Source organism: Ensifer sp., from assembly GCF_031989085.1.
In the GTDB taxonomy this organism is placed as follows: Bacteria; Pseudomonadota; Alphaproteobacteria; order Rhizobiales; family Rhizobiaceae; genus Ensifer.
On sequence record NZ_DALZXU010000007.1, the window covers coordinates 103541 to 123892 of the forward strand.

Below are 20352 nucleotides of genomic sequence, written 5' to 3' on the forward strand. Positions count from 1 at the left end.
TGTCATCACTCCTGGGCCGCCAGGCCGCGCAACATGTTGTCTATGATTGTGGAGAGAAGATCGGCCGGCTCAGAGAGCTTCATTGTCGTTTCAGTGATAAGAAGGGTTACGCCTCCATGCGCCGCCGCCCACAGGGCCTGGGCGACTGCCTCCGGATCGGCCCCGCGAAAGGCCCCGGCTTTCATGGCTCCATTGACGCGCTCGACCAGGTGCTCATAAGGGAGAAGGTCCTCCGGATGCGAGTATCCGTCCTCCAGGCCTTGGCTGTTCTCCAGAAATAGAACCTTGAAGCGATCGTGGTCCTCCAGGCAAAAGCTGGTATAAACCGCAAAAATCCGCCGAATCGCGGCGATCGGATCACCTTCATCAGCACCGATTGAGTGGACGCGCCTCCTCAGGTCGGCCAGCGCATCGGCCCAATAGGCATGAAGTATCGACTGCTTGGATGGGAAGTATCGATAGAGCGCACCGGGTGTCAGTCCGACGCGACCGGCAAGCGACCTCATCGAAAGCTCGGCCAAACTGCTTTCACCGACGATTGTCGCTGCTTCCTTTAGAATTCGCGCTTTCGTGCGCTCGACTTCAACTTCACTCATGGGTTGACGTGGCATCGGATTCCCTTTCTATAAACGCGTTCAGTAAACGCGTTTATAGAATAGTCAACCCGAGAATATCAAAAAGGGTGAGGCTCACAACGGCTGCCTCCGCGCCGAGCGTCCGGACCACGCCGGTTTCCGTCCGTTAAGAGTGCATGGGCAAAACGGAGGATCGGCGCAGACGCGATGCGTTCGGCCCCAGCGCAATCGGCGAGAAATTCCAATCGTGCTCAGGAAACCAAAAGGTTTGCCAGCCCGCCCCGTGGAAGAGCCCAAAAGGCGAGCGTTTGCTGGTCCAGAAACATGGGCGCTTCAGGAATGGCCCGTAGCCGCAGTTCAGGGCTGCGCCTCAACCTCAAAAGGCACCGTTTCACCGCGGAATGGTATGATCTCGGATAGACCATACGCGGGTCTATAATCTCCGGTCTGCACGATGCGGTATGTTCCAGGCGCAATTTTGTCCGGGATCTGCCAGGTAACCTTGGCGCTGAGGCAACTGATGCTGGCGCATTGCCACAGCGGAATCGCCTTCCACTGGATCGTTATGCCCCAGCTGCCACTGCGCTGGATTACCTCCCATTTGCCATCGGCGGTGCGCCGTTCGACGGCGGCAAAGCTGTCGCCCGGACGCAATCGGTTCATCGGATGCCCACTGACGAATTCTGCGCTGACGAAACGACGTTTGTCCGAGACTTCCAGCGCCACCGTTGGATAGGTGGGCGCCGGTGATGTGATCACCCTGCCCATTTGCTCGAATAACGGCACGCCGTCCCACCGCGTCGGGCGAGGCAGTTGGTCTTCGGGAGTGTCGGCAATCTTGACCAGAAGATCGTCCGGCCTGGGGGCGAGGATCGTTCTTGTCGGCGGGGCGTTGCCGATCAGCGTTGCGGCAAGCCGGTCGAGCGCCTGTGCCAGCGCCGGCTGACTCCACTTCCCCCACGCGGTGTAGCCGCCCTCATATTGCATGCTTGAATATTCCTCCGGGGTGACGATGTAGCCTCCACCGGAGTCGTCGTCCGAGGTATTTGGTGCTTCGCCGGCCGCATAGCCGAGCACGAGCACATCATCGACGTTGACACCTAGGGTCTCGGCCAAGTGGCGACGGATCCGATAGCCCGTCATGACCGTCAGTTCGAAGGGCACGACAGCAAAATGCATCTTTCCAAGCTTGAAAACCTGCATGCCGACGGGGCGTGGTTGCAACGCAAGGACGGCTTCCTTGGGAGCTTGGCAATCGATGAGCTCATCGGATGTCGGGACATTCACGAAACTGCCAAGTCCGGCCACCTGCAGCATGGTTTTGACAGGTTCGGAAACGACGGATGGGCCGTTCAGTGCCCAGATGAGGTATCCCGCAGTACTGTAGCTGTTGTCAGCCCCTTCATCGGCCAGTGTCGTGCCAAGATCCTCGGTGCTGCCGGCGGCATGCGACGCGCCCCAGGCCGGCGCACAGGTCGTTTCTTCTTTGCCGCCCGTGTACTTGGCAGCGACGCGCACGCTTGCCAAATCAGCGAGGCCCTTGCGGTAATTCAAGCCTTCCGCCCCTATGACGACGCCATCATCGACCGGCCGTGCCGGTTGCTCGACCTGTGCGTAGCCGTTGCCGTCGGCAGGGGTTGATGACTTCGCGGTCATCAGCGCCATGGCTTGGTCGGCAAGCGCCTCGCCGACGGCTTTCATGCTCTCGAACGGGCCATGTCCGCTGAGGCCGCGTGCGCAGCCCCATTGATGACGCGAAGCTTCCGTGCGGTCGGTACAACGATCGAAATGGATGTTGCTCGTCTGATCACCGGCATTGGTTTGGGCGAATGCCGCAACAAAACGCTTGCCGTGCGTGTCCGTGCTCATCTCGCTTTCAATGCGGTACGCGGCATAGCCGTAACTGTCGCTGCTGATATAGGTGAACCCCTCGTCCACCATCGTTGTGGGGTGAACGCCAAAGAAGTTCAGCAGGCCCACCGACTTGCCGTCGCGCCAGAAGGCAAGCTGTGTCATGAGCGGATCAATCTTGAGCGGAAAGACGCGCCTGTCGGCTTCCGCGTTCAGGTCGAATGCCTGTTCGGACCGGTTGCGGGCGATTGACGTGAGGTTCCCGCGGCTGACTGTGATCTCGCCCGGTGCCTTGTCACCGACAGCGGCGACGACCGCGTCGACAATGCCGTCAACGACGGCCTTAACGACCTTCGGCTGGTCCGTGTCCTGGGTCGCCGGGGCGCCATGCGTATGGGTGCCCGCCAGTACGAAATTTGCTTCGGTGAAGCGGCCCGGATACTTCTTCTGCAATTTGTGAAGCACTGCATGCTTGATTGGATTGTTGCCGTCCGCCGATTCCACAACAACAAACAGAAGTTCGGTCTTCAGTTGCGGATCGCCAACAAGAAAGGCCCTGGCAAACAGGCTTGATTGCAATCCCTCGAAATCCTCCGTTATGGTCCAGCCGGAACTGACCGAACCCAACGCAACAACAGTCAGTTCGCCGGCGCCAAGGCCAATTTCGTAGCGCCGCGATGCTTGCGCGGCGTGTGGCACTCCAATCGATAGTACCAAGACGACAATCTGGATCATCAGGTGCCAAATCATCATTATCTTTCCTCCCATGGAAAACGACGAAGCAAAAGTGAGTACAAGTCAGCTTTTGTGAAGGTGGCTGAATGTCAGTTACTTGAGGGTCGTGTGGAGGAAGCAGCGGCTTTTGTGCATGGGTCCCCTGTGCACAATGCCCTTGCGGCGAGCCCGCTCCCCCAGTGGCATGCGAACGACCGGTTGTCATCGCTGACAGGCCGCCAAGACGGTCTGCTCGTGGAGACCGTCTAGAAACTCAAATTGTAGGAAAGGTTGACGCCGTAGGCCCAGCCGGCGGCCGCAGCCGCGTTGGCTGCGCCATTTTCGGTCTCGGCAAGAGGCGCCAGGTAGGCCGCGCTCAAGCCGCCGCGCAGCTCTCCGCCGAATGCGTCTTTCATCGATCCGCCGACCGTACCGATCCAGGTGTTGCCGCTGCCAAGCTCCCATCCAGTCGAAGTACCGTGATCGTAGCTCAACGCGATCAAGCCCGACGCCTGTTCTGTAAACGCATGACCGACACCGAACGTCGCCGTCCAGCCGTCGCGCCAATTGTGAATTGAAGTATCCGAAAAAAGCTCGCTGTCGATGCTGAACTTCTCCAGCTTGCTCCAGTCCTGCCAAAGCAGCGAGCCGAAGACCAACCAGCCGGGGGCGATGCCCGTCTGGGCCTGGAGCTCGATGCTTTGGGGGACGATGCCCTCACCGTAAGCGGAAACCGTGACGCTCGGATCTGTCGAACCCACCAGATCACCGGGCGCGGTAAGCCTACCCTGCGCGCCGTAGGACGTACCTGATCGATACATCAGCTGGGTCCTGAAAGCGATTTCGGGAATGTCGTAAGCCACGCCGACACGCAGGCCGTACGCTGTGCCATCGAGATCCACATCGGCCAGAGCATTAGGGGCCAGCTGACGGGTCAGATCATAGGAAAGCCTTTCCTGGAACACGCCGGCGAGCAGATAGACGTTTCCCGTATCGAGCTCAAACCTGGGGGCGCAGGTCAAGGCGGTTTCGGTTATCAGCAATATCTCATCGAGTGTGCCATTGGCTGCCGGAACGGAGGCCTCTGTAAAGCCGCCATAAGGCTGGGAAACCGTAGCCGCGCAGCTCAATCCCTCGAAAAGCGTCAGCTTCATAGCGCCCGAAAAATAGGAGAAGGACGCCGCCGTATCTTCTCCCGCCTGGGGGCCGCGGTCAATCTTGCGATGCGGTACGACATAGGTGACACCTGCGCGCCAACTGAAACGGCCGGGATCAAACAGGATATCCAGTTCTGCAGCGCCCATGGCGTACCCCCCGGCACGGGCGGAATTTGTGGTGCACCCTGCCAATAGGGCGATGCATGCAATGCGCGTAGTCCACTTCATAGTTGCTCCTCCCAGTGTGGTTTCTCGCGTGCTTTTGCACGACGTTTTTTGTCTCCTCGCCGCCAACATAATCCGACAATGTGTCATGTTGCAATAGATGACACATTGTCATGTTGGATGTTTTCGTGTGCCCTATGGTTGGTAGACCTGCTTTTTTTGTTGACAAAGAACCTGATCAATCATCACATAAAAGATGACATATTGTCATGTTTTGGAGTTTGATAGGGAGAGTAGGCATGGCGTCGCAGAAATCATGGGCTCACCATCGACGGCATGGAGGAGAGCCGTGACGGTGCGCTGGCAAAATTGGTCAGGATATCATTCGTCGACGCCGCGGACTCGGGTCGAGCCCACGGACCTCGGTGAACTTTGCGATGTTGTTCGCACGGCTTCAGCACCGCTCCGCATCCTGGGAACCGGCCACTCGTTTACGCCGCTGGTCAAAAGCGACGGCACCATCGTCTCGCTCGACAAGTTTTCCGGGATGCGCAATCACGACGCGGATGCGTTGACCGTCACGGCCGGGGCGGGAACGAAGCTCGGCGAGCTGGCAATGGCGATGCACAAGATCGGGCAGGCCTTTCCCAACATGGGAGATATCGACAAGCAGGCTTTCGGCGGTGCGCTCGCGACCGCGACACATGGCTCCGGCGCAACGCTGGGTGCCTATCATACGCAGTTGGAAGCGATTGAGATCGTCGATGGGCGAGGAAAAGTTCGCGAGTTCTCGCGCAAGAAGAACGTCGATGATCTCCTTGCCGTGATCCCCGGCCTCGGTGCGTTTGGGGCGGTGACCGAAGTCACATTCCGCAACGTCGCAAGCTACCGGCTGCGGCGGCGCCGCTGGACCTTGTCGATCGAGGAGATGCTCGATCAGTTCAACACGATGATGACGTCACATCGTTCGGCCGAGTTCTATTACGCCCCGTTCTCACGAACGGCATTGTTCGTCGCCTCCGATCTTTCGGATGAGGTCGCAGTGACGCGGCCACCCGACGAAGACGATGAAACGATGGCGATGCTCGCCAGGGTACAGCGACTGACCGGTTGGGCACCCTGGTTACGCAAGACGGTTCTCAAGACGGCGCTCGCCGGGATCTCCCGCGAGGACTACGTGGCCGACTGGCTGACCGTCTATCCTTCGGAGCGCAACATCCGCTTCAATGAAATGGAATATCACGTTCCGATCGAGGAGGGGGCTAGCACCGTAGCAGAGGTGATTGCGCTCATGGAGGCGCGCTTCTCTGATGTCTATTTCCCGATTGAAGTCAGGGTCGTTGCGCCAGACGAGGCATTGCTCAGCCCGTTTTACAGGCGTCAGACGGCGTCGATCGCCATCCATCACCAGGCTGGCTCCGATCCATCGCCCTACTTTAATGCGATGGAGCCGATATTCCGCAAGCATGGCGGGCGCCCGCACTGGGGCAAGATGCACAATCTCACCGCCAGTCATCTTCAGGCGAGCTACCCCCGCTTTCTGGAAGCCATGTCCGTCCGTCGCGATATAGACCCTCAAAACCGCTTTGTTTCACCTTACATCGCCACGCTTTTCGGGATCGACCTGTGAGCCCCGGCGCGTATTTCGGGTATGTGACTCAGGCCTTGCGCAGGGCAAAGATCCATCAGCCCGCCCTGGTGCTTGATCGCGATCGCCTCGACCGCAACATTGCCTTGGTCAAGGCCAGGATGCCTGCGACGATGAGCTTGCGTCTCGTGGATAAGTCGCTGCCATCGTTGCCGCTGCTGAAACGTATTTCGGACGCGTTTGCAACCAGGAGAATCATGACCTTTCACCCGCCGGTCAGCCGAGCGGTTCTGGACACGTTTGCCGATGCCGAGTTGCTGTTTGGAAAACCGATGCCGGTCGATCTCGCGCGACAGGTACTAACGCAATGGCCGCCGAGTGCCACGGACCGGATTGTGTGGCTGATCGACACCCCGCAGCGGCTCGCCGAATATGCCGGATTGGCAACCTCCATTGGCAACGCCTTGCGCTTCTGCTTCGAGGTGGATGTCGGTCTGCACCGCGGCGGCTTTCGCACCGCCGACGCGTTGGCAGAAGCACTGGCCGGCCTGGCGGAGATGCCTAGCCTACAATGCATGGGGGTGATGGCATATGAGGCTCATATCGGGCACATGCCTAAGCTGTTCGGCGGTCCATCGTTGGCGCAACGCAACAGCATTCGCCAGTTTCGCCAGTTCGTTGCCGTGCTGCGGTATGATCAGCGCGACATCCTGAACCTCGGCGGATCAACCACGGCGTTGACCTACGAAGCCGACGTCGGCGCCAACGAACTCTCACTTGGCTCTGCGTTTCTCAAGCCGACCGATTTCGATGTGCGAAGCCTGGCTCAGCTCTTGCCTGCGATCCATATTGCCACTCCCGTGCTGAAGGTTGGTGAGGCGCAGCTGCCGGGACCGGCGATCGCTGCGCGCCTGTTGCTTGGCGCGGGCATCGCTCCTCGCCGCGGGTGCTTCGTCTATGGCGGAAAGTGGATGGCCGATCCCGTCTGGCCCGTCGGCCTGACACGGAACTCGACTTTCGGGCAATCCACCAATCAGCAGTTCTTCGCCCTGTCGAATGCCGCGATCATCAAGGTGGACGACTACGCCTTCCTGCGACCGACGCAGAGCGAGTTCGTGCTCCAACAGTTCGCATCGATCGCGGTCATGTCGGGAGGAGACGTCATTGAGTGCTGGGACGCGTTGCAGATGCAGTGAGGCCCGCAAACTCTGCGTGATTTTCGGATTGATGACGCCATGCGAGAGAATTCCGCGCCGCCATTCATTGTCGCTCCAGAGGCGCGAGAGCACGAAGCATGCATTCGTCTGACCAATTCATGAAAGGCGACGGTGATCGCCGCCTAGGGAGTTAAGCGATGAACACACACACGGCCGAGCCGCAAAACGCGATGCTTGTCGAAATGGCCCGCCGTTTCGAGCTGCAGCACACGCTGACCCGCGGGGGTCCGGCGCCGACACTGGCGCAGCGAAGACACGCGCTCGACAGGTTGCGGCGCATGCTCGTCACCCATCAGGCGGCGTTCACGAAAGCGATATCCGAGGATTTCGGTAATCGTTCCGTCGACGAAACGCGTGTGCTCGAGATTGGACTGCTGATGGCCGCCGCCCGCAACGCTCGCAAGAATCTCCATCGCTGGATAAAACCACGGCGTCGCCATGTCGATATAGCGTTCCAGCCGGCGAGGGCATGGGTTCGGTATGAGCCGCTCGGCGTCATCGGCATCATTGCCCCGTGGAATTACCCGCTCTTTCTTTCACTTGGGCCGCTCATAGACGTCCTTGCGGCCGGTAATCGCGCCATGATCAAGCCGTCCGAGCTAGCCCCACGGCTTTCCGGCCTCCTGGCTCAAACGATCGCCGAGACTTTCGATGAGACCGAGGTGACGGTGATAAACGGCGGGCCGCAGATCGCCGAGGCCTTTTCGGGCTTGCCGTTCGACCATCTGATCTTCACCGGGTCAACGACGGTCGGCCGCAAAGTCATGCAGGCAGCGGCTGCGAACCTGACGCCGGTGACGCTGGAACTCGGCGGGAAGTCGCCTGCCATCCTGTGCGAAGACTTCGATATCACTAGAGCCGCGCGAAGCGTCGCCTTCGGCAAGTTCTTGAATGCCGGCCAGACCTGCATCGCGCCCGACTACGTACTTGTGCCGGAGCACAAAGTCGAGGCGTTCGCGCAAGCGGTGATCGCACATGTCGGCAAGTCTTATCCGACGTTCGCGGACAACGACGACTACACTTCGATCATCTCGCAGCGCCCCTACGCTCGTCTGGTGGCGGCGATTGACGAGGCCCGGGCGGCAGGAGCGACTGTGTTGGCCTTGCCTGGCGATCGTGGCGCGCGCAAAATAGCACCGACGGTCGTAATCGGCGCGCCGGCAGATGGCGTTCTGATGCGCGAAGAGATATTCGGGCCGGTGCTCCCTGTAATCGGCTACGAGACTATCGGAGAAGCGCTCGCCTTCATCAACGGCCGCGATCGCCCGTTGGCGCTTTATGCATTCAGCAAAAATGACGACATGCTGGAGAGGATCCTGGACGGTGCTATCTCGGGGGGCGCGACCTTGAATGGCACCCTCCTGCATGCTGGCCAGGACGGAATGGCCTTCGGGGGTGTCGGTTCGAGCGGAACCGGCGGCTATCACGGATATGACGGCTTCCTGCGCTTCAGCCACGCCCGCTCAGTGCTGAAGATCGGATTCGTCTCCGTCTTCGAAAAATTGGGGCCGCCTTGGGGCACACTGGCGCGGCGGTTGTCTACAATTCTGGAATGGCGAAGCAATCGCTAATCTACCGATCAAGCCCAAAAATACAGCTGTTGTGCAAGAGTTCATTACTCGAAAATGTCCGCGACCTGGCGGCGCGTCAGCATCTTGTAATCGTCGAGCATCCGCCGCGCCTGTTGGTCGTCAAGGCTCAACAAAAGCCGCATCAAGCCGCCGATCAGGTGGTTGAACATGAAGAGGATCCGCCGGAACTCGTCGCGTCTCGCGGGAACCACCCTATGCTCGATTGAATCGTAAAGGACATTCGCGTGCCAGCGACTGTCCTGAACATCCAGGTGGCCGAGCGTCTTGTCAGCCAACACCGCGTTGATCAGGTCTGCCATAGCCGGATGGCGCCGCACCGTCTCATAATACTCGTCCAAAAGCTGTTCGGTGGCGATCACAAAGTCCGCGGGGTCTTTAATGGTGGCCGCAACGGCGGCCGTTCGCGCCCTGGAATGCGCCGTCATTGCGGTGAAGAGCTTCTCGACGATGGCAGATTTGTTCGGAAAGTACTGATAGATCACGGAAAGAGGCATAGCCGTCGCGCGTGCAATATCGCGCATTGAAACTGCATCGACGCCCTTTTCTCCGATGAGCATTGTGGCGGCTTCGAGGATGGCCTCCACTTTCTGTTTTGAACGCGCCTGCTGTGGCCGGCGACGCGCTTCCGCTTCGCCTGTGCCGTTCTTGCCAGCGATGTTCTGGGACCTATCCATTGTTCGTACTTAATTTTGACGGGCGACAAGATCAAGCCTCGCGTGTCGGACGTGGCCGGGCGAACCTTGCTCCCGTGCGGATCGCGCAGTCTGCAGCGTCAAACTTCACCAGAAACAGCAACTCCTCGAACAGCGGATTTGCACGTGTGTTGGCGATCGCTGCTGGCCTTGGACCTTAGTGCGGTGGGCTCAAGTCGCCGTGCTGGCCCCGTGTTTTAGGAAAAGACTCCTGCATCGTGATCCAACGTCGGCCGATCGCCGACGCGGCAGGATCGGTTGGAGGAGCGTGCAGGTGACAGCGTTTGTCGTGATTGTTCTCAAGATCGCCGCATGAGCGTAGCGGATGGCGTTTCACCGAAGTGCCGGCGGTAGCTTTGAGCAAATCGGCCGAGTTCGAAGAAGCCCAGCTGGGTTGCGGCGCTGGTTACGGTTTGCGACTCGGAGTCGGATAGCAGCAGCTGCCGGACAGATTCGAGGCGGCGTCTAGTGGCATAGGCGTGCGGCGAACAGCCGTAGAGTCGCTTGAAGCTCTTTTGCAGCGATCGCACCCCGACGCCAGCCGCGGCGGCAATCTCCTCTACGCCGAAAACCTCGCTCAAATTTGCGTCAATCCACTCACGCGCGCGTTCGGCCTGAACTTGACTGCCTTCGCAGACGGCCTCGCTTTCGAGCGGTGCTGACTCGGCCACACACTCGACAAAGAGGCTGAGTAGTAGGCGCTCGGCATGCAGGCGCGGTTTCCCTAGTTGCACAAGCGGCGAGCTTTCGTTTTCAATTTCCTTCGCCAGCCAAGCGGTCAGGGACCTCAGGGATGCGAGATTATGGGACGGCCGGAGGCCGCCAAGCCAATCCACGTAGTCCGGCAGCTTGCGAAAGCGCTGTGCCATTGCGTTCCTGACGGAGCGCCCGTCAAGGCTCAAGAGCAGCAGTTCAAAGGGCTTGATGTGCATCGACAGGTCCATGCCGGGGCAATGGACGGCGGCCGTGGTCGGATCCGATGTGAAGGCGCGCCCATTGACGCCGTGGTCAATGCGTCCCTTTTGATGAAAGAATGTGCGGAAGTGATCGGACAAAGGCCCCTGCGCTTTAAGTTCGACGGCGCAATCAAGCTCGACGTAGGAAAGCTTGATCTTGTCGCCGACAGCCTCATTCCATCGCAGACCGTAGCGACCGTCACTGATCGTGCTGTGGTTTTCCTCCCAGATCTGGCTTGCGAACTCCTCGCCTTCGTCCAGATCCGTGGTCGAAAACAGCCGATGTCGATACAAGGGTTCCAGGTCCGCCCCTCCCGCAGCTTGATTGCTTTCGTATCCTTTGACAGAGGATCCTATGCTTCAAATTGCCCCTGTGCTGACAGAGACAACAGGACAAGCATCGCCCGAAATTCGAAGGATTGGTCAGGAAGTTCTCTGTCCACTATTCTCGCTGACTCCTCGGTTATTGTTTGAAGTTCTTCCTCTCCAGCAATTTGGACCAGCACCTTGACTGCCTCAACCGTGGCGCTGTTCACTTTTTTGTCAGCGAAGTCGGCAAGGACTGCAAGCGTGGCGTCCTGTTTCAGCTCCTTCTCTGACATCAGCAGGCACGCCTCGGCTCCAATATGCGACAGTGCAGAACCAAGCTGCGACCAGGTAAGGGATGCGCCCACGCCGACGGCATCGCGGCAGACGAGAACGACGCTCTGGCGTAATCTGCCCCAGGCGGCTTCCCCGACACGACTGCGGAAATCCTGGTGGATCATGCGTTCCTCCATCGGCAGTTAAGTATCGTCGGTCCTTCGGACTTGGGACGCTATGCAAATAACGAACGCTGCCGCATTCGCAAATCGCATAGCGATTGCTGTGCTCGTCCCCCTACGCTCCGTTCAGACGTTTGCCGGGCTTTGCCTGAAGCGTCCGGTCAAGGAGACCAATCGAGTACAGAGGTAGGGACTAGACATGAAGCAGCACCTTTTCAGAACAGCATCCGTTGTGACTTTCCTGGCGGTAGCGCTGGCGCAGCCGGTCTTCGCACAAGAGGATGTCCGCAAGGACGCAACCGAAGCGACCAAGTCCGCAAACGACCAACTGCTCAAGCAGCTCCCGTTCAGCGACACCAGCGATTTCGACGACGCCAAGCGCGGCCTGATCGCGCCCCTGCCGGCCGACCTCATCAAGGGCGAGAGCGGCAACGCGATCTGGAATCCGGAGCAGTACGGCTTCATCAAGGAGGGTATGGCGGCGCCGGCGACCGTCAATCCGAGCCTGTGGCGGCAATCCCAGCTGATCACCATGAGCGGCCTGTTCGAGGTGACGGACGGTATCTACCAGGTGCGCAATCTCGACCTCTCCAACATGACGATCATCGAAGGCAAGGAAGGCATCACCATCGTCGATCCGCTGGTTTCGGCCGAGACCGCGAAGGTGGCGATCGACCTCTATTACAAGAACCGGGGCACCAAACCGGTGAAGGCGGTGATCTACACCCATAGCCATGTCGACCACTATGGCGGCGTGCGCGGGGTGGTCTCGGAAGAGGATGTCGCTGCCGGCAAGGTGAAGATCTACGCGCCGGAAGGCTTCCTGGAGGCGGCGGTCGCCGAAAACGTGATGGCGGGCACGGCGATGAGCCGCCGGGCGAGCTACATGTACGGCAATCTCCTCAACCCCGATCCCAAGGGGCAGGTGGGTGCCGGTCTTGGCACCACGACCTCAGCCGGTACTGTAACGCTGATTGCGCCGACTGACATCATCACCAAGACCGGCCAGAAGGAGACGATCGACGGGCTAACCTACGAGTTCATGATGGCGCCGGGCTCGGAAGCGCCTTCGGAAATGCTCTGGTACATCGAGGAGAAGAAGGCGATCTCGGCCGCGGAAGATGCGACCCACACGCTGCACAACACCTATTCGCTGCGCGGCGCCAAGATCCGCGAGCCGCTGCCCTGGTCGAAATACCTGAACCAGGCGCTGGTCATGTGGGGCGACAAGGCGGAGGTGATGTTCGCCCAGCACCACTGGCCGACCTGGACGAACGCCAAGGTGGTAAACCTGCTCGAAAAGCAGCGTGATCTCTATCGCTACATCAACGACGAGACGCTGCGCATGGTCAACCACGGCATGACCATGCGGGAGATCGCCGAAACCTTCAAACTGCCACCGAGCCTCGACAATTTCTGGGCGAACCGCGGCTATTACGGCTCTATCTACCACGATGTGGCCGCGACCTACGTGCTCTATCTCGGCTGGTTCGACGGCAACCCCTCGACGCTGCATGAGCTGCCGCCGGTCGAGGCGAGCAAGAAATACGTCGAGTACATGGGCGGCGCAGACGCGGTGCTCGAAAAGGCCAAGAAATCCTTCGCCGACGGCGACTATCGCTGGGTGGCCCAGGTCGCCAACCACGTGGTCTTTGCCGACCCGAACAACCAGCCGGCCAAGGACCTTGTCGCCGATGCGCTGGAACAGCTCGGCTATCAGGCCGAGTCCGGCCCCTGGCGCAACTTCTACCTGACGGGTGCGAAGGAACTGCGCGAAGGCGTGAAGAAGCTGCCGACGCCGAACACGGCAAGCCCGGATACGGTGAAGGCGATGTCGCTCGACCTGTTCTTCGATTATCTCGGCGTTAGGCTCAACGCCGAAAAGGCGGTTGGTGCGAGCGCCACGCTGAACTTCGATTTCGGCGATACCGGTGGCAAGTATCTCGTGCAGCTTGAAAATGGGGTCTTGAACAACACCAAGGGCGCGCGGGCTGAGAAGGCCGATGCCACGGTAACGTTGAAGCGCGAGGTGCTGGACAATCTGGTGCTCGGGTCGACGACCCTCGAGAAGGCAGTCGCTGCCGGCGAGATCAAGGTCGATGGCGACGCCACCAAGCTTACTCAGGTCGTTTCGATGCTCGACAACTTCGACTTCTGGTTCAACATCGTCACGCCGTGAGTTTGCAGTCCCGGGGGGTGCCTGCCCCCCTGCTACTACGCCTCGATCGCGCAGGAGACTGCGCGATCGTTCATCTGTGGAGGTCAGTCGAATGCGCCTCACAAACGTATTGTTGCGAACCCGACGCGAGCCGCAGCACTTCCAATGTCATAAGTCGCGTCCCGGACAATGAATGTGCGTCGAGGTGTGGGGGCCGTGCACAGGCCGGTTGTGTGAAGCGCTAGGCTAGCGATCTGCAACTCGGCTGGTCAGGTGTGAGATCAGAGGCCCAGCGGCGATTGCCATCCAGACCATTGTGTAGGTATTTTAAGGCCAAGTGAAAAGCGAACTGCTTTCGTGCCATCCTCACGGACCTTTCACATTAGCGGGTTCGGGAAAGCTCGGGGTTCTTCTTCTAAAGTCTGGCTCATGGGATTTTTACGCACGCTATGGTTCCATATTAGAACCTACGCCTCAACTGCTGTTTTGATTATGATCTGTTCCGGGTTGATCGCATGTTGATCGCATAATGTATCGGCTGGAACTGCGCGTGCCGATCCTTTCGCGGAAGTGTAGCCCTAAGACAGCATCTCTAGGCCGTGTTTTCGGACGATCGAGAGCAGCTTCAGTGCGGGGCCGCTCGGCCGCTTCGCGCCAGTTTCCCACTTTTGCACGGTCGACTCGCTTGTGTTCAGGTAACGCGCGAAGACTGGCCGGCTGACATGGTTGTTCTCGCGCAGCGCCTTGATCTCTTTTGGAGTCAGTTCCTGTGGGATGGACAGGCAAGTCTCATCAAAGGTCTTCATGGTTTCCTTGTCGATGGTGCCTGCCGCATACATGTCTTCGACGGCGCTATGGATCGCCTCAAAGGCATCGCTCTTGAACTTGCGCTTAGTCGTCATTGCAAATCTCCAATAGGGCGCCGGCTCTGATTTCGGCATCAAGCTCGACCTGTGTCTTGCGCCGATAGAGTTCGGCGAGCTTCCTGAAAGCCATGAGCTCGTCGTCATCGATGTTTGCGCGGTCCTTCTTCGCGAACAGATAGGTGAACACCCAATATTCACCGGCTTTTGCCAGAACGATCGAACGGTGCATGTTGTCGTTGAGCCGTTTCTTGAACACGCCGCCACCGAAATCGTCAGCCTGTCCGCGTGCGACTTGCTCAATCGCCTTGCAAAGGGCTTTGTCGGAGATCCGCGCTTTCTTCGCTGCCTTGGAAAACCACGCGGTTTTGAAAGTCCATTCTGATATCGCTTTATATAGCACTGGGTGCTACACACTATCAAGTTGTCGGGAAAGATTGTGGAGACTACGCTGCTTCCCATACCGGATTCAAAATCCTGGCAGCAAGCGCCGCCTTGTCCTGCGACAAGAAGCGGCCGCGCTCACCCACCTCTCGTAAGGTCGGCGCCTTGCGCTCGCTGAATTCCGAGACGCCCGGCGCGTGCTCGGTGACGAGACCCATCTTCTCCCGCTTGGCGTTAATCTGCGGCCAAAGCTGATGGTCTCAAGCGGAGATAGCTACCTCTGACCCGCCCTAGAGAAACACCCCGGCTTCGCGCGTGAAGGCGTCTATCAGAAGGCGCACGCCAGGAAGCATGCCGCGGTTGGCGGCATGGACCAGCGAAATGTCAAGGCTTGGGCCGGCCCAACCCGGCAACACGTGGACGGCTGTTCCCTCAGTGACCATCCTGCGGCCGACGAATGTCGGCAGCCGGCCGACGCCGAGCCCGGCTTCGATGGCCTCCGATATGGCGCGCACGTTGTTGGCCGACATTCGCGGCTTGAACTCGATTTTCAGGGGCTTCTGTGCGACATGGTGAAGCGTCCAGACTTGGCTATCGCCGGGGGCAATCTGCTCGCCGATCAGCGGGTAGCTGGCGAGTTCGTTTGGACGTGACGGGATGCCATGATCGGCGATCAGGGACGGGGCGGCAAACATCGATGCCTCCGTGCTGCCGATCTTGCGGCGGATCAGTGAGGAGTCCTTGAGGTTTCCGACGCGCACGGCAAGGTCATAACCCTCAGCAACGAGATCGACATAACGGTCGGAAGCGTCGATCTCGCAGCGCAGCTTCGGGTTGGCGGCAATGAAGCGCGCCACGATCTTGCCGAGGCCGGCCTCGACCAGCACCGTCGACATGGTCAACCTTAGCCGCCCGGAAGGCTCAGCCACCGCATGAGCCGCCTCGTCTGTTGCCCGCTGCAGTGCATCGACAATCAGCCGGCCATGAATGAGAAAACGTTTGCCGGGTTCGGTCAGCGACGAGCGCCGCGTCGTGCGTGCGATCAAACGGACGCCGAGATGCTCCTCCAGTTCTGCCACGCGCTTACTGACGGTGGCCAGCGGTATACCCATGGCACGGGCCGCGGCGGTGAAGCTGCCCGTCTCGGCGACGCGGGTAAAGATGACGACGGCCTCCACCGGTGGAAGGCGCTCGACGAATGGGACCGGCGTCTTTCGATTATCTACAGCCATATAGACTCATTCCATATTATCTCAATTATCGCGCCCATGGGGATAATCTATTTTCTTCTCATGAACCAGATGTCTTCACGCTCCTCACCCGAAGCCGGTACGCCGGCACAATCCGCACTGTTGACGCTCGCGATCATCTGCGGCGCCCAATTCCTTGTGGTCATCGATGCCGTCGTCCTGATGGTTGCCGGCCCGGCGCTGGCGCATGCGTTCGGCGCAAGCGAGCGCGACCTGCAATGGGTCTTCAATGCCTATGCGCTTGCCTTCGGCGGACTGCTACTTTTTGCAGGCCGGACTGGCGATCGGCTTGGCCATCGTCGTGTTTTCGTTGCCGGCGCTCTTGTTTTCGCGCTCTCCTCGCTCATCGGTGCGTTCAGTCAGTCGATGGCGATGCTGATCGCCGCAAGGACCCTGCAGGGAGTGGGGGCCGCCCTGCTCGCCGCCACTTCGCTGGCCCTGCTCACCCTGCATTTTCCTGCTGGACCGTCGCGGCTCCGCGCGCTCGGACTATTTGCGTCCTCAGCCACCGTGGGCGTGGCCTCCGGCACCCTGCTCGGCGGCCTTTTGACCAACTACTTCGGCTGGTCGTCCGTGCTCCTGATCAACGTTCCCCTTGGTCTCGCCATGGCCTGGGCAACGACCAGGGTAGGTGGCCGCAGCGAAGCCAGAACTGTCACCGTACCGGGGATGGACTGGGCTGGCGCAGCCACAGCCACGCTCGGCTTCGGAGCCCTCACACTCGGCGTCGCCGACCTCGCCGCTCCCACACCCGTCGCTTTCAGACTTCTGGCCTTGGCAGCCGGACTGCTCGCTGCCTTCGTCGTCATTGAACTTCGTAGCACGGCCCCGCTGCTCGACCTCAAGGTGTTTAACGTCCGTCAGGTCGCCGCCGGCAATGCACTTATCTTCGTCCACTCCGCCGGACCGCTGGTCACGCTGTTCTTCGGTTCACTCTACTTCCAGCAGGTACGCGGCATGGGGCCGCTCGAAACGGGACTCCTGTTCCTGCCCATGGCTCTCGCTTCGGTCGCCGGTGCCCGTTTTGCTCCAGCTATTATGGACCGCTTCGCGGCACGCCTCGTCTCGCCGCTAGGTTTCGCGCTGATGGGCGTCTCGTCCCTCATCCTGTCGTGGCTGCCGGCCGCACCTGAGCCGTTTGTCGCCGTATCCGCGTTTGCCCTGGCCATTGGTGGGTTTGGCTCGTCGCTCTCCTTTGTCTGCCTGACGGACGTGGCCACCTCATCGGTCAAGCCGGGCGAGGCCGGCATGGTCTCCGGCTTGGTGAACACCTCCCTCCAGATGGGCGGCGCCTCCATCCTCGCCACGATCCTCGCCGTGGCGGCCGCGGTTGCGTCGGCTCCTCTCGACATACACGCCAGTGCCTTCACCACGGCGGCTGTTATCCTCCTCGCAGGTGCGGTTGCCGGCCTTCTCCTTCTCACCGGCAAGTCCGGCCGGTGATCGTTCTTTACAAACACTTGGGAAACCAACATGCACCTCAATCGTAGGGAATACACCGCCATGCCCTTGCCCGCTCTCACTCTTGCGACCGTTGGCCCGGCCGAAACCGCCGCGCCAACGCTGCGTCAGCCCTCCGCTGTCGACCCGATCGATCTGGTCGATCCAGAACTCCGCCCCATCCTCAAGCAAATACCGCCTCTCGATCTCGGCCTGGGCAATCTCCAGGCCGTCCGCAGCACCCAGTTCCCGCCAGCGCTGCCAGCACCGGCTGTTCAACCAATGGATCGCTACATCGTGGGCGGCAAAGGCAATCCGAAGCTCAGGTTGGCCGTTCTCGACCCGGCGCCGCAGCGCTCGGACAAGCCGGCGATCCTGCACATCCATGGCGGCGGCCTCGTCGTCGGCAAGCCGGAGGTCGCGATCGTCGAGCTGCAGCAGCTATCTGCGGAACTGGGCGCACTTATCGTGTCGGTCGACTATCGCCTGGCACCCGAGCATCCCTTTCCTGCAGCGCTGAACGACGCCTATGCCTCACTCGCCTGGCTGCATGGATCGGCGGCGGAACTTGGCGTCGACCCGGACCGCATCGTCATTATGGGAGAAAGTGCAGGTGCCGGTCTGGCCGCAGCGGTTTCGCTGAGGGCGCGCGACCGCGGCGAACTGCCGATACGTTTCCAGCTGCTGCGTTATCCGATGCTGGACGACCGCACCGCCCTGCGCGCGCCGCCTGGACATGTCGGCCGCTTCATCTGGAACTGGCAGTCCAACGCCTTCGGCTGGACATCGCTGCTGGGGCGCAAGCCGCTCATGGGCAGCGCCCCGGCAGAGGCCGTTCCCGCGCGTGCTGCCGATCTCGGCGGCCTGCCGTCCACCTGGATCGGTGTCGGTACGCTCGATCTGTTCGCGCCGGAATCGATGAGTTTCGCTTCGCGCCTGATGGAAGCCGGGGTGCCGGTCGAAATGTCGGTGGTCCCCGGCGCGTATCATGGCTTCGACGCCATGGTGCCCGAGGCGCGCATCTCGACGGAATTCATCTCCAGTTGGAAGGCTGCGCTCGGTCGCGCGTTGAAGACCGTCTGATCTGTCATGTTCGCCCGCTTCCGGTCAAGAACAGGTGGCTACACTTTTGGTTGGTTATGGAATGGCCCACCCTTCCGAGGACTTCGAGTATGATGTCGTTCTCTTGAACGTGACGGAAGCAAGCCCCGACCAAGACAATGCCGTGCAGACTTGGCGGCATGTTGCTGATCACCTCCGCGCCAGATGCCCGAAGGTCGGCATCTTCCCGAACGAGGACAGCATCGCGCGCCTGATCGGCGCGGCCCCCCTCGAAGCCAACGACGAATGGCAACTCCTGAGCCGAAACATGCAGGTCGAGTCGATGGCCGAGCTAAATCCACCAAAAATCGAGGAAACCACTTCAAATTGCACCCAGAGCCGCCTGATCACCACGGCCCGGAGCTACGCCCGAAATTACGCCACCTTGACGGATCCTTTAATCTCAAGCCTGGCAGGCTGCTCGAAGTGTGCGGGTAGAGCGAGCCCTTGATTAAAATATACTAGTGGTTGAAAACGGTGGTGTGCTTGCGTGCGAGGTTGAAAGAACATGGTTAGGTTTTGCCTGTCGTTGTTTGTCGCCAAGGCCTGGTTTGGTGCTGAGGTAGGTTTTGCGCTCATCAATTCATCGGTGAACGAGGCCGGATGACGATGGTGTCGAGATGGCTACCGGCCTCCCTTTCTCCTCTCGCAGTTCCACGCCTGCGCCGGGTTCTTTTAGCCCAAATACCCGCCGATCTCGCTGATTGGCTAGACTTTGTGGCCCTAGCCTCATTATTGGCGTTTCACTGGAACCTCGGGCCTTCCGCTCTAGCTGGCCTGACCTTGGCGCTGGCTCTCCCTTACGTGTTGCTCGGGCCGTTTGTCGGCGTCTTAGTTGACCGCAGCGATCAACGCACCCTACTGGTCGCCAGCAATCTTCTAAGAGCTGTGGCGACCGCGTCCTTTGCGATCGCTCCGAATCTCGAGGCCCTGCTCCTGCTTGTCACCCTCAAATCAAGCGTTGATGCCGTATTCACGCCTTCCAAGCAGGTCACTTTGCCTTTGCTGAGCTCGCTGGATGGATTGGTCGCGGCGAACAGTCTGAGCCATACTATAAACCAGGGTACGAAAATAATCGGACCTGCCTTGGGAGGTGTATTGGTCACGCTGATGGACCCGCAAGGCGTCTTCATCGTCAATGCGGGCCTGTCGCTTATCGCGGGGCTGGCCCTTCTTGGATTGCCTTCGGGACTTCGGCATGCACCAGAGATGAGCGAGCCTAAGAGCTTTGCCCGAGAATTCATGCTCGGTCTTACCATCATCAAGGAGCGGCCGATGCTGTTTGCCGCCATTGCATCGATGGCCACAGGCTTTTTCCTGATCTTCCTCTATGATGGGCTGTTTGCACTGCTCATTCGAGAGATCGGTTACTCCGATTCAGCGCTGGGTCTGGCGGTCGCCGCTACCGGTGCGGGCGGCGTGGTGGGCGCGCTTGCCATCGGACAATACGCCACGCATGCAGATCCTCTGCGATTAATGGCGGTGGGGGGCATTTTCTTCGGTCTGCTTGTTGCAGTCGTTGGCCATCTGGGACGTGGCGATCTAACGCTTTCCCCAGTTGGCTTCTATCTGGTTCAGTTTTGGATTGGGTTTTGCAGCGCCGGCATCTTCGTACCCTACCGAACATTGATCCAGCGCGAGACACCTCCGGAGGCTATCGGCAGAGTGACTACTGTCAGCGAGGCTATGAGCGCCCTTGCGACCGCAACAGCCCCCCCGTTAGGAGCATTGTTGGCGGGGTGGTCGGGCGTTGCTGCTCCCTACCTCCTTGGCGGTTATGTCTCGGCCATGTTGGCCCTAGCCTTGTTTATCTTTAGTTGGGGTATTCGCTCGCGTGGCAAGGGGCCCAAATAGGGGGCGAGGTCTCAGGAAGAAAGAAAGCCGC

General features: G+C 59.9%; 17 protein-coding genes and 2 pseudogenes. 8 read left to right on the top strand and 11 right to left on the bottom strand.

Going from position 1 to position 20352, the window contains the following annotated elements; all coding sequences use genetic code 11:
• Window positions 1-5: 5 nt before the first annotated feature.
• From RTP54_RS23980 to RTP54_RS23990, 3 genes are all read right to left on the bottom strand, one after another.
• Window positions 6-596, bottom strand: coding sequence for a TetR/AcrR family transcriptional regulator (locus RTP54_RS23980; RefSeq protein ID WP_312366077.1), 591 nt, complete (start codon window positions 594-596; stop codon window positions 6-8).
• 336 nt (window positions 597-932) lie between these two features.
• A complete protein-coding gene (locus RTP54_RS23985; RefSeq protein WP_312366078.1) occupies window positions 933-3179 on the bottom strand; it encodes a neutral/alkaline non-lysosomal ceramidase N-terminal domain-containing protein in 2247 nt (748 codons plus the stop codon).
• Window positions 3180-3406: 227 nt separating this feature from the next.
• Window positions 3407-4444: an outer membrane protein transport protein gene (locus RTP54_RS23990; RefSeq protein ID WP_312366079.1), complete on the bottom strand. Its 1038-nt coding sequence runs from the start codon at window positions 4442-4444 to the stop codon at window positions 3407-3409.
• Window positions 4445-4811: 367 nt separating this feature from the next.
• On the opposite strand from RTP54_RS23990, the gene RTP54_RS23995 reads away from it, so the two are divergent.
• The 3 genes from RTP54_RS23995 (at window position 4812) to RTP54_RS24005 (ending at window position 8838) form a co-directional block, all read left to right on the top strand.
• Window positions 4812-6092, top strand: a complete 1281-nt coding sequence (locus tag RTP54_RS23995; protein WP_312366080.1) for a D-arabinono-1,4-lactone oxidase — start codon at window positions 4812-4814, stop codon at window positions 6090-6092.
• On the top strand, window positions 6089-7246 hold the full coding sequence (locus RTP54_RS24000; RefSeq protein WP_312366081.1) for an alanine racemase: 1158 nt from the start codon (window positions 6089-6091) through the stop codon (window positions 7244-7246). The genes RTP54_RS23995 and RTP54_RS24000 overlap by 4 nt, the downstream gene beginning before the upstream one ends.
• 158 nt (window positions 7247-7404) lie before the next feature.
• Window positions 7405-8838 (top strand): coniferyl aldehyde dehydrogenase, encoded by a 1434-nt coding sequence (locus tag RTP54_RS24005; protein WP_312366082.1) that lies wholly within the window; start codon window positions 7405-7407, stop codon window positions 8836-8838.
• Between the two features lie 44 nt (window positions 8839-8882).
• Here RTP54_RS24005 and RTP54_RS24010 read toward each other — a convergent pair whose 3' ends face one another.
• The 3 genes from RTP54_RS24010 to RTP54_RS24020 all read right to left on the bottom strand — a co-directional run bounded on the left by RTP54_RS24010 (window position 8883) and on the right by RTP54_RS24020 (window position 11274).
• A complete protein-coding gene (locus tag RTP54_RS24010; protein WP_312366083.1) occupies window positions 8883-9533 on the bottom strand; it encodes a TetR/AcrR family transcriptional regulator in 651 nt (216 codons plus the stop codon).
• A gap of 317 nt (window positions 9534-9850) precedes the next feature.
• Complete coding sequence (locus RTP54_RS24015) at window positions 9851-10801, bottom strand: helix-turn-helix domain-containing protein (protein ID WP_312366084.1); 951 nt, start codon at window positions 10799-10801, stop codon at window positions 9851-9853.
• A gap of 59 nt (window positions 10802-10860) precedes the next feature.
• Complete coding sequence (locus RTP54_RS24020) at window positions 10861-11274, bottom strand: hypothetical protein (RefSeq protein ID WP_312366085.1); 414 nt, start codon at window positions 11272-11274, stop codon at window positions 10861-10863.
• 196 nt (window positions 11275-11470) lie between these two features.
• On the opposite strand from RTP54_RS24020, the gene RTP54_RS24025 reads away from it, so the two are divergent.
• Window positions 11471-13450 carry an alkyl/aryl-sulfatase gene (locus tag RTP54_RS24025; protein ID WP_312366086.1) on the top strand — a complete coding sequence of 660 codons (1980 nt, stop codon included), beginning with the start codon at window positions 11471-11473 and terminating at the stop codon, window positions 13448-13450.
• A gap of 557 nt (window positions 13451-14007) precedes the next feature.
• On the opposite strand, the gene RTP54_RS24030 is transcribed toward RTP54_RS24025, so the two are convergent.
• The 5 genes and pseudogenes from RTP54_RS24030 to RTP54_RS31085 all read right to left on the bottom strand — a co-directional run.
• Window positions 14008-14331 carry a DNA-binding transcriptional regulator gene (locus RTP54_RS24030; RefSeq protein ID WP_312366087.1) on the bottom strand — a complete coding sequence of 108 codons (324 nt, stop codon included), beginning with the start codon at window positions 14329-14331 and terminating at the stop codon, window positions 14008-14010.
• Entirely contained in the window at window positions 14321-14680 is a 360-nt protein-coding gene (locus tag RTP54_RS24035; RefSeq protein ID WP_312366225.1) for a type II toxin-antitoxin system RelE/ParE family toxin, read from the bottom strand. Before RTP54_RS24035 ends, RTP54_RS24030 begins: the two co-directional genes overlap by 11 nt.
• Before the next feature lie 58 nt (window positions 14681-14738).
• Window positions 14739-14894, bottom strand: a complete 156-nt coding sequence (locus RTP54_RS24040; RefSeq protein WP_312366088.1) for a hypothetical protein — start codon at window positions 14892-14894, stop codon at window positions 14739-14741.
• Window positions 14895-14966: 72 nt separating this feature from the next.
• Window positions 14967-15605, bottom strand: a complete 639-nt coding sequence (locus RTP54_RS24045) for a substrate binding domain-containing protein (RefSeq protein ID WP_312366089.1) — start codon at window positions 15603-15605, stop codon at window positions 14967-14969.
• Window positions 15606-15737: 132 nt separating this feature from the next.
• Window positions 15738-15908: pseudogene (locus RTP54_RS31085) on the bottom strand (LysR family transcriptional regulator); the annotation flags it as partial.
• 69 nt (window positions 15909-15977) lie between these two features.
• On the opposite strand from RTP54_RS31085, the gene RTP54_RS24050 reads away from it, so the two are divergent.
• From RTP54_RS24050 to RTP54_RS24065, 4 genes and pseudogenes are all read left to right on the top strand, one after another.
• Window positions 15978-17369, top strand: coding sequence for an MFS transporter (locus tag RTP54_RS24050; protein ID WP_409517204.1), 1392 nt, complete (start codon window positions 15978-15980; stop codon window positions 17367-17369).
• A 30-nt stretch (window positions 17370-17399) separates the two neighbouring features.
• On the top strand, window positions 17400-18449 hold the full coding sequence (locus tag RTP54_RS24055) for an alpha/beta hydrolase (RefSeq protein ID WP_312366091.1): 1050 nt from the start codon (window positions 17400-17402) through the stop codon (window positions 18447-18449).
• 124 nt (window positions 18450-18573) lie between these two features.
• Window positions 18574-18783: pseudogene (locus RTP54_RS24060) on the top strand (IS256 family transposase); the annotation flags it as partial.
• 287 nt (window positions 18784-19070) lie between these two features.
• Window positions 19071-20321: an MFS transporter gene (locus tag RTP54_RS24065; RefSeq protein ID WP_312366092.1), complete on the top strand. Its 1251-nt coding sequence runs from the start codon at window positions 19071-19073 to the stop codon at window positions 20319-20321.
• The last annotated feature ends 31 nt before the right edge of the window (window positions 20322-20352 follow it).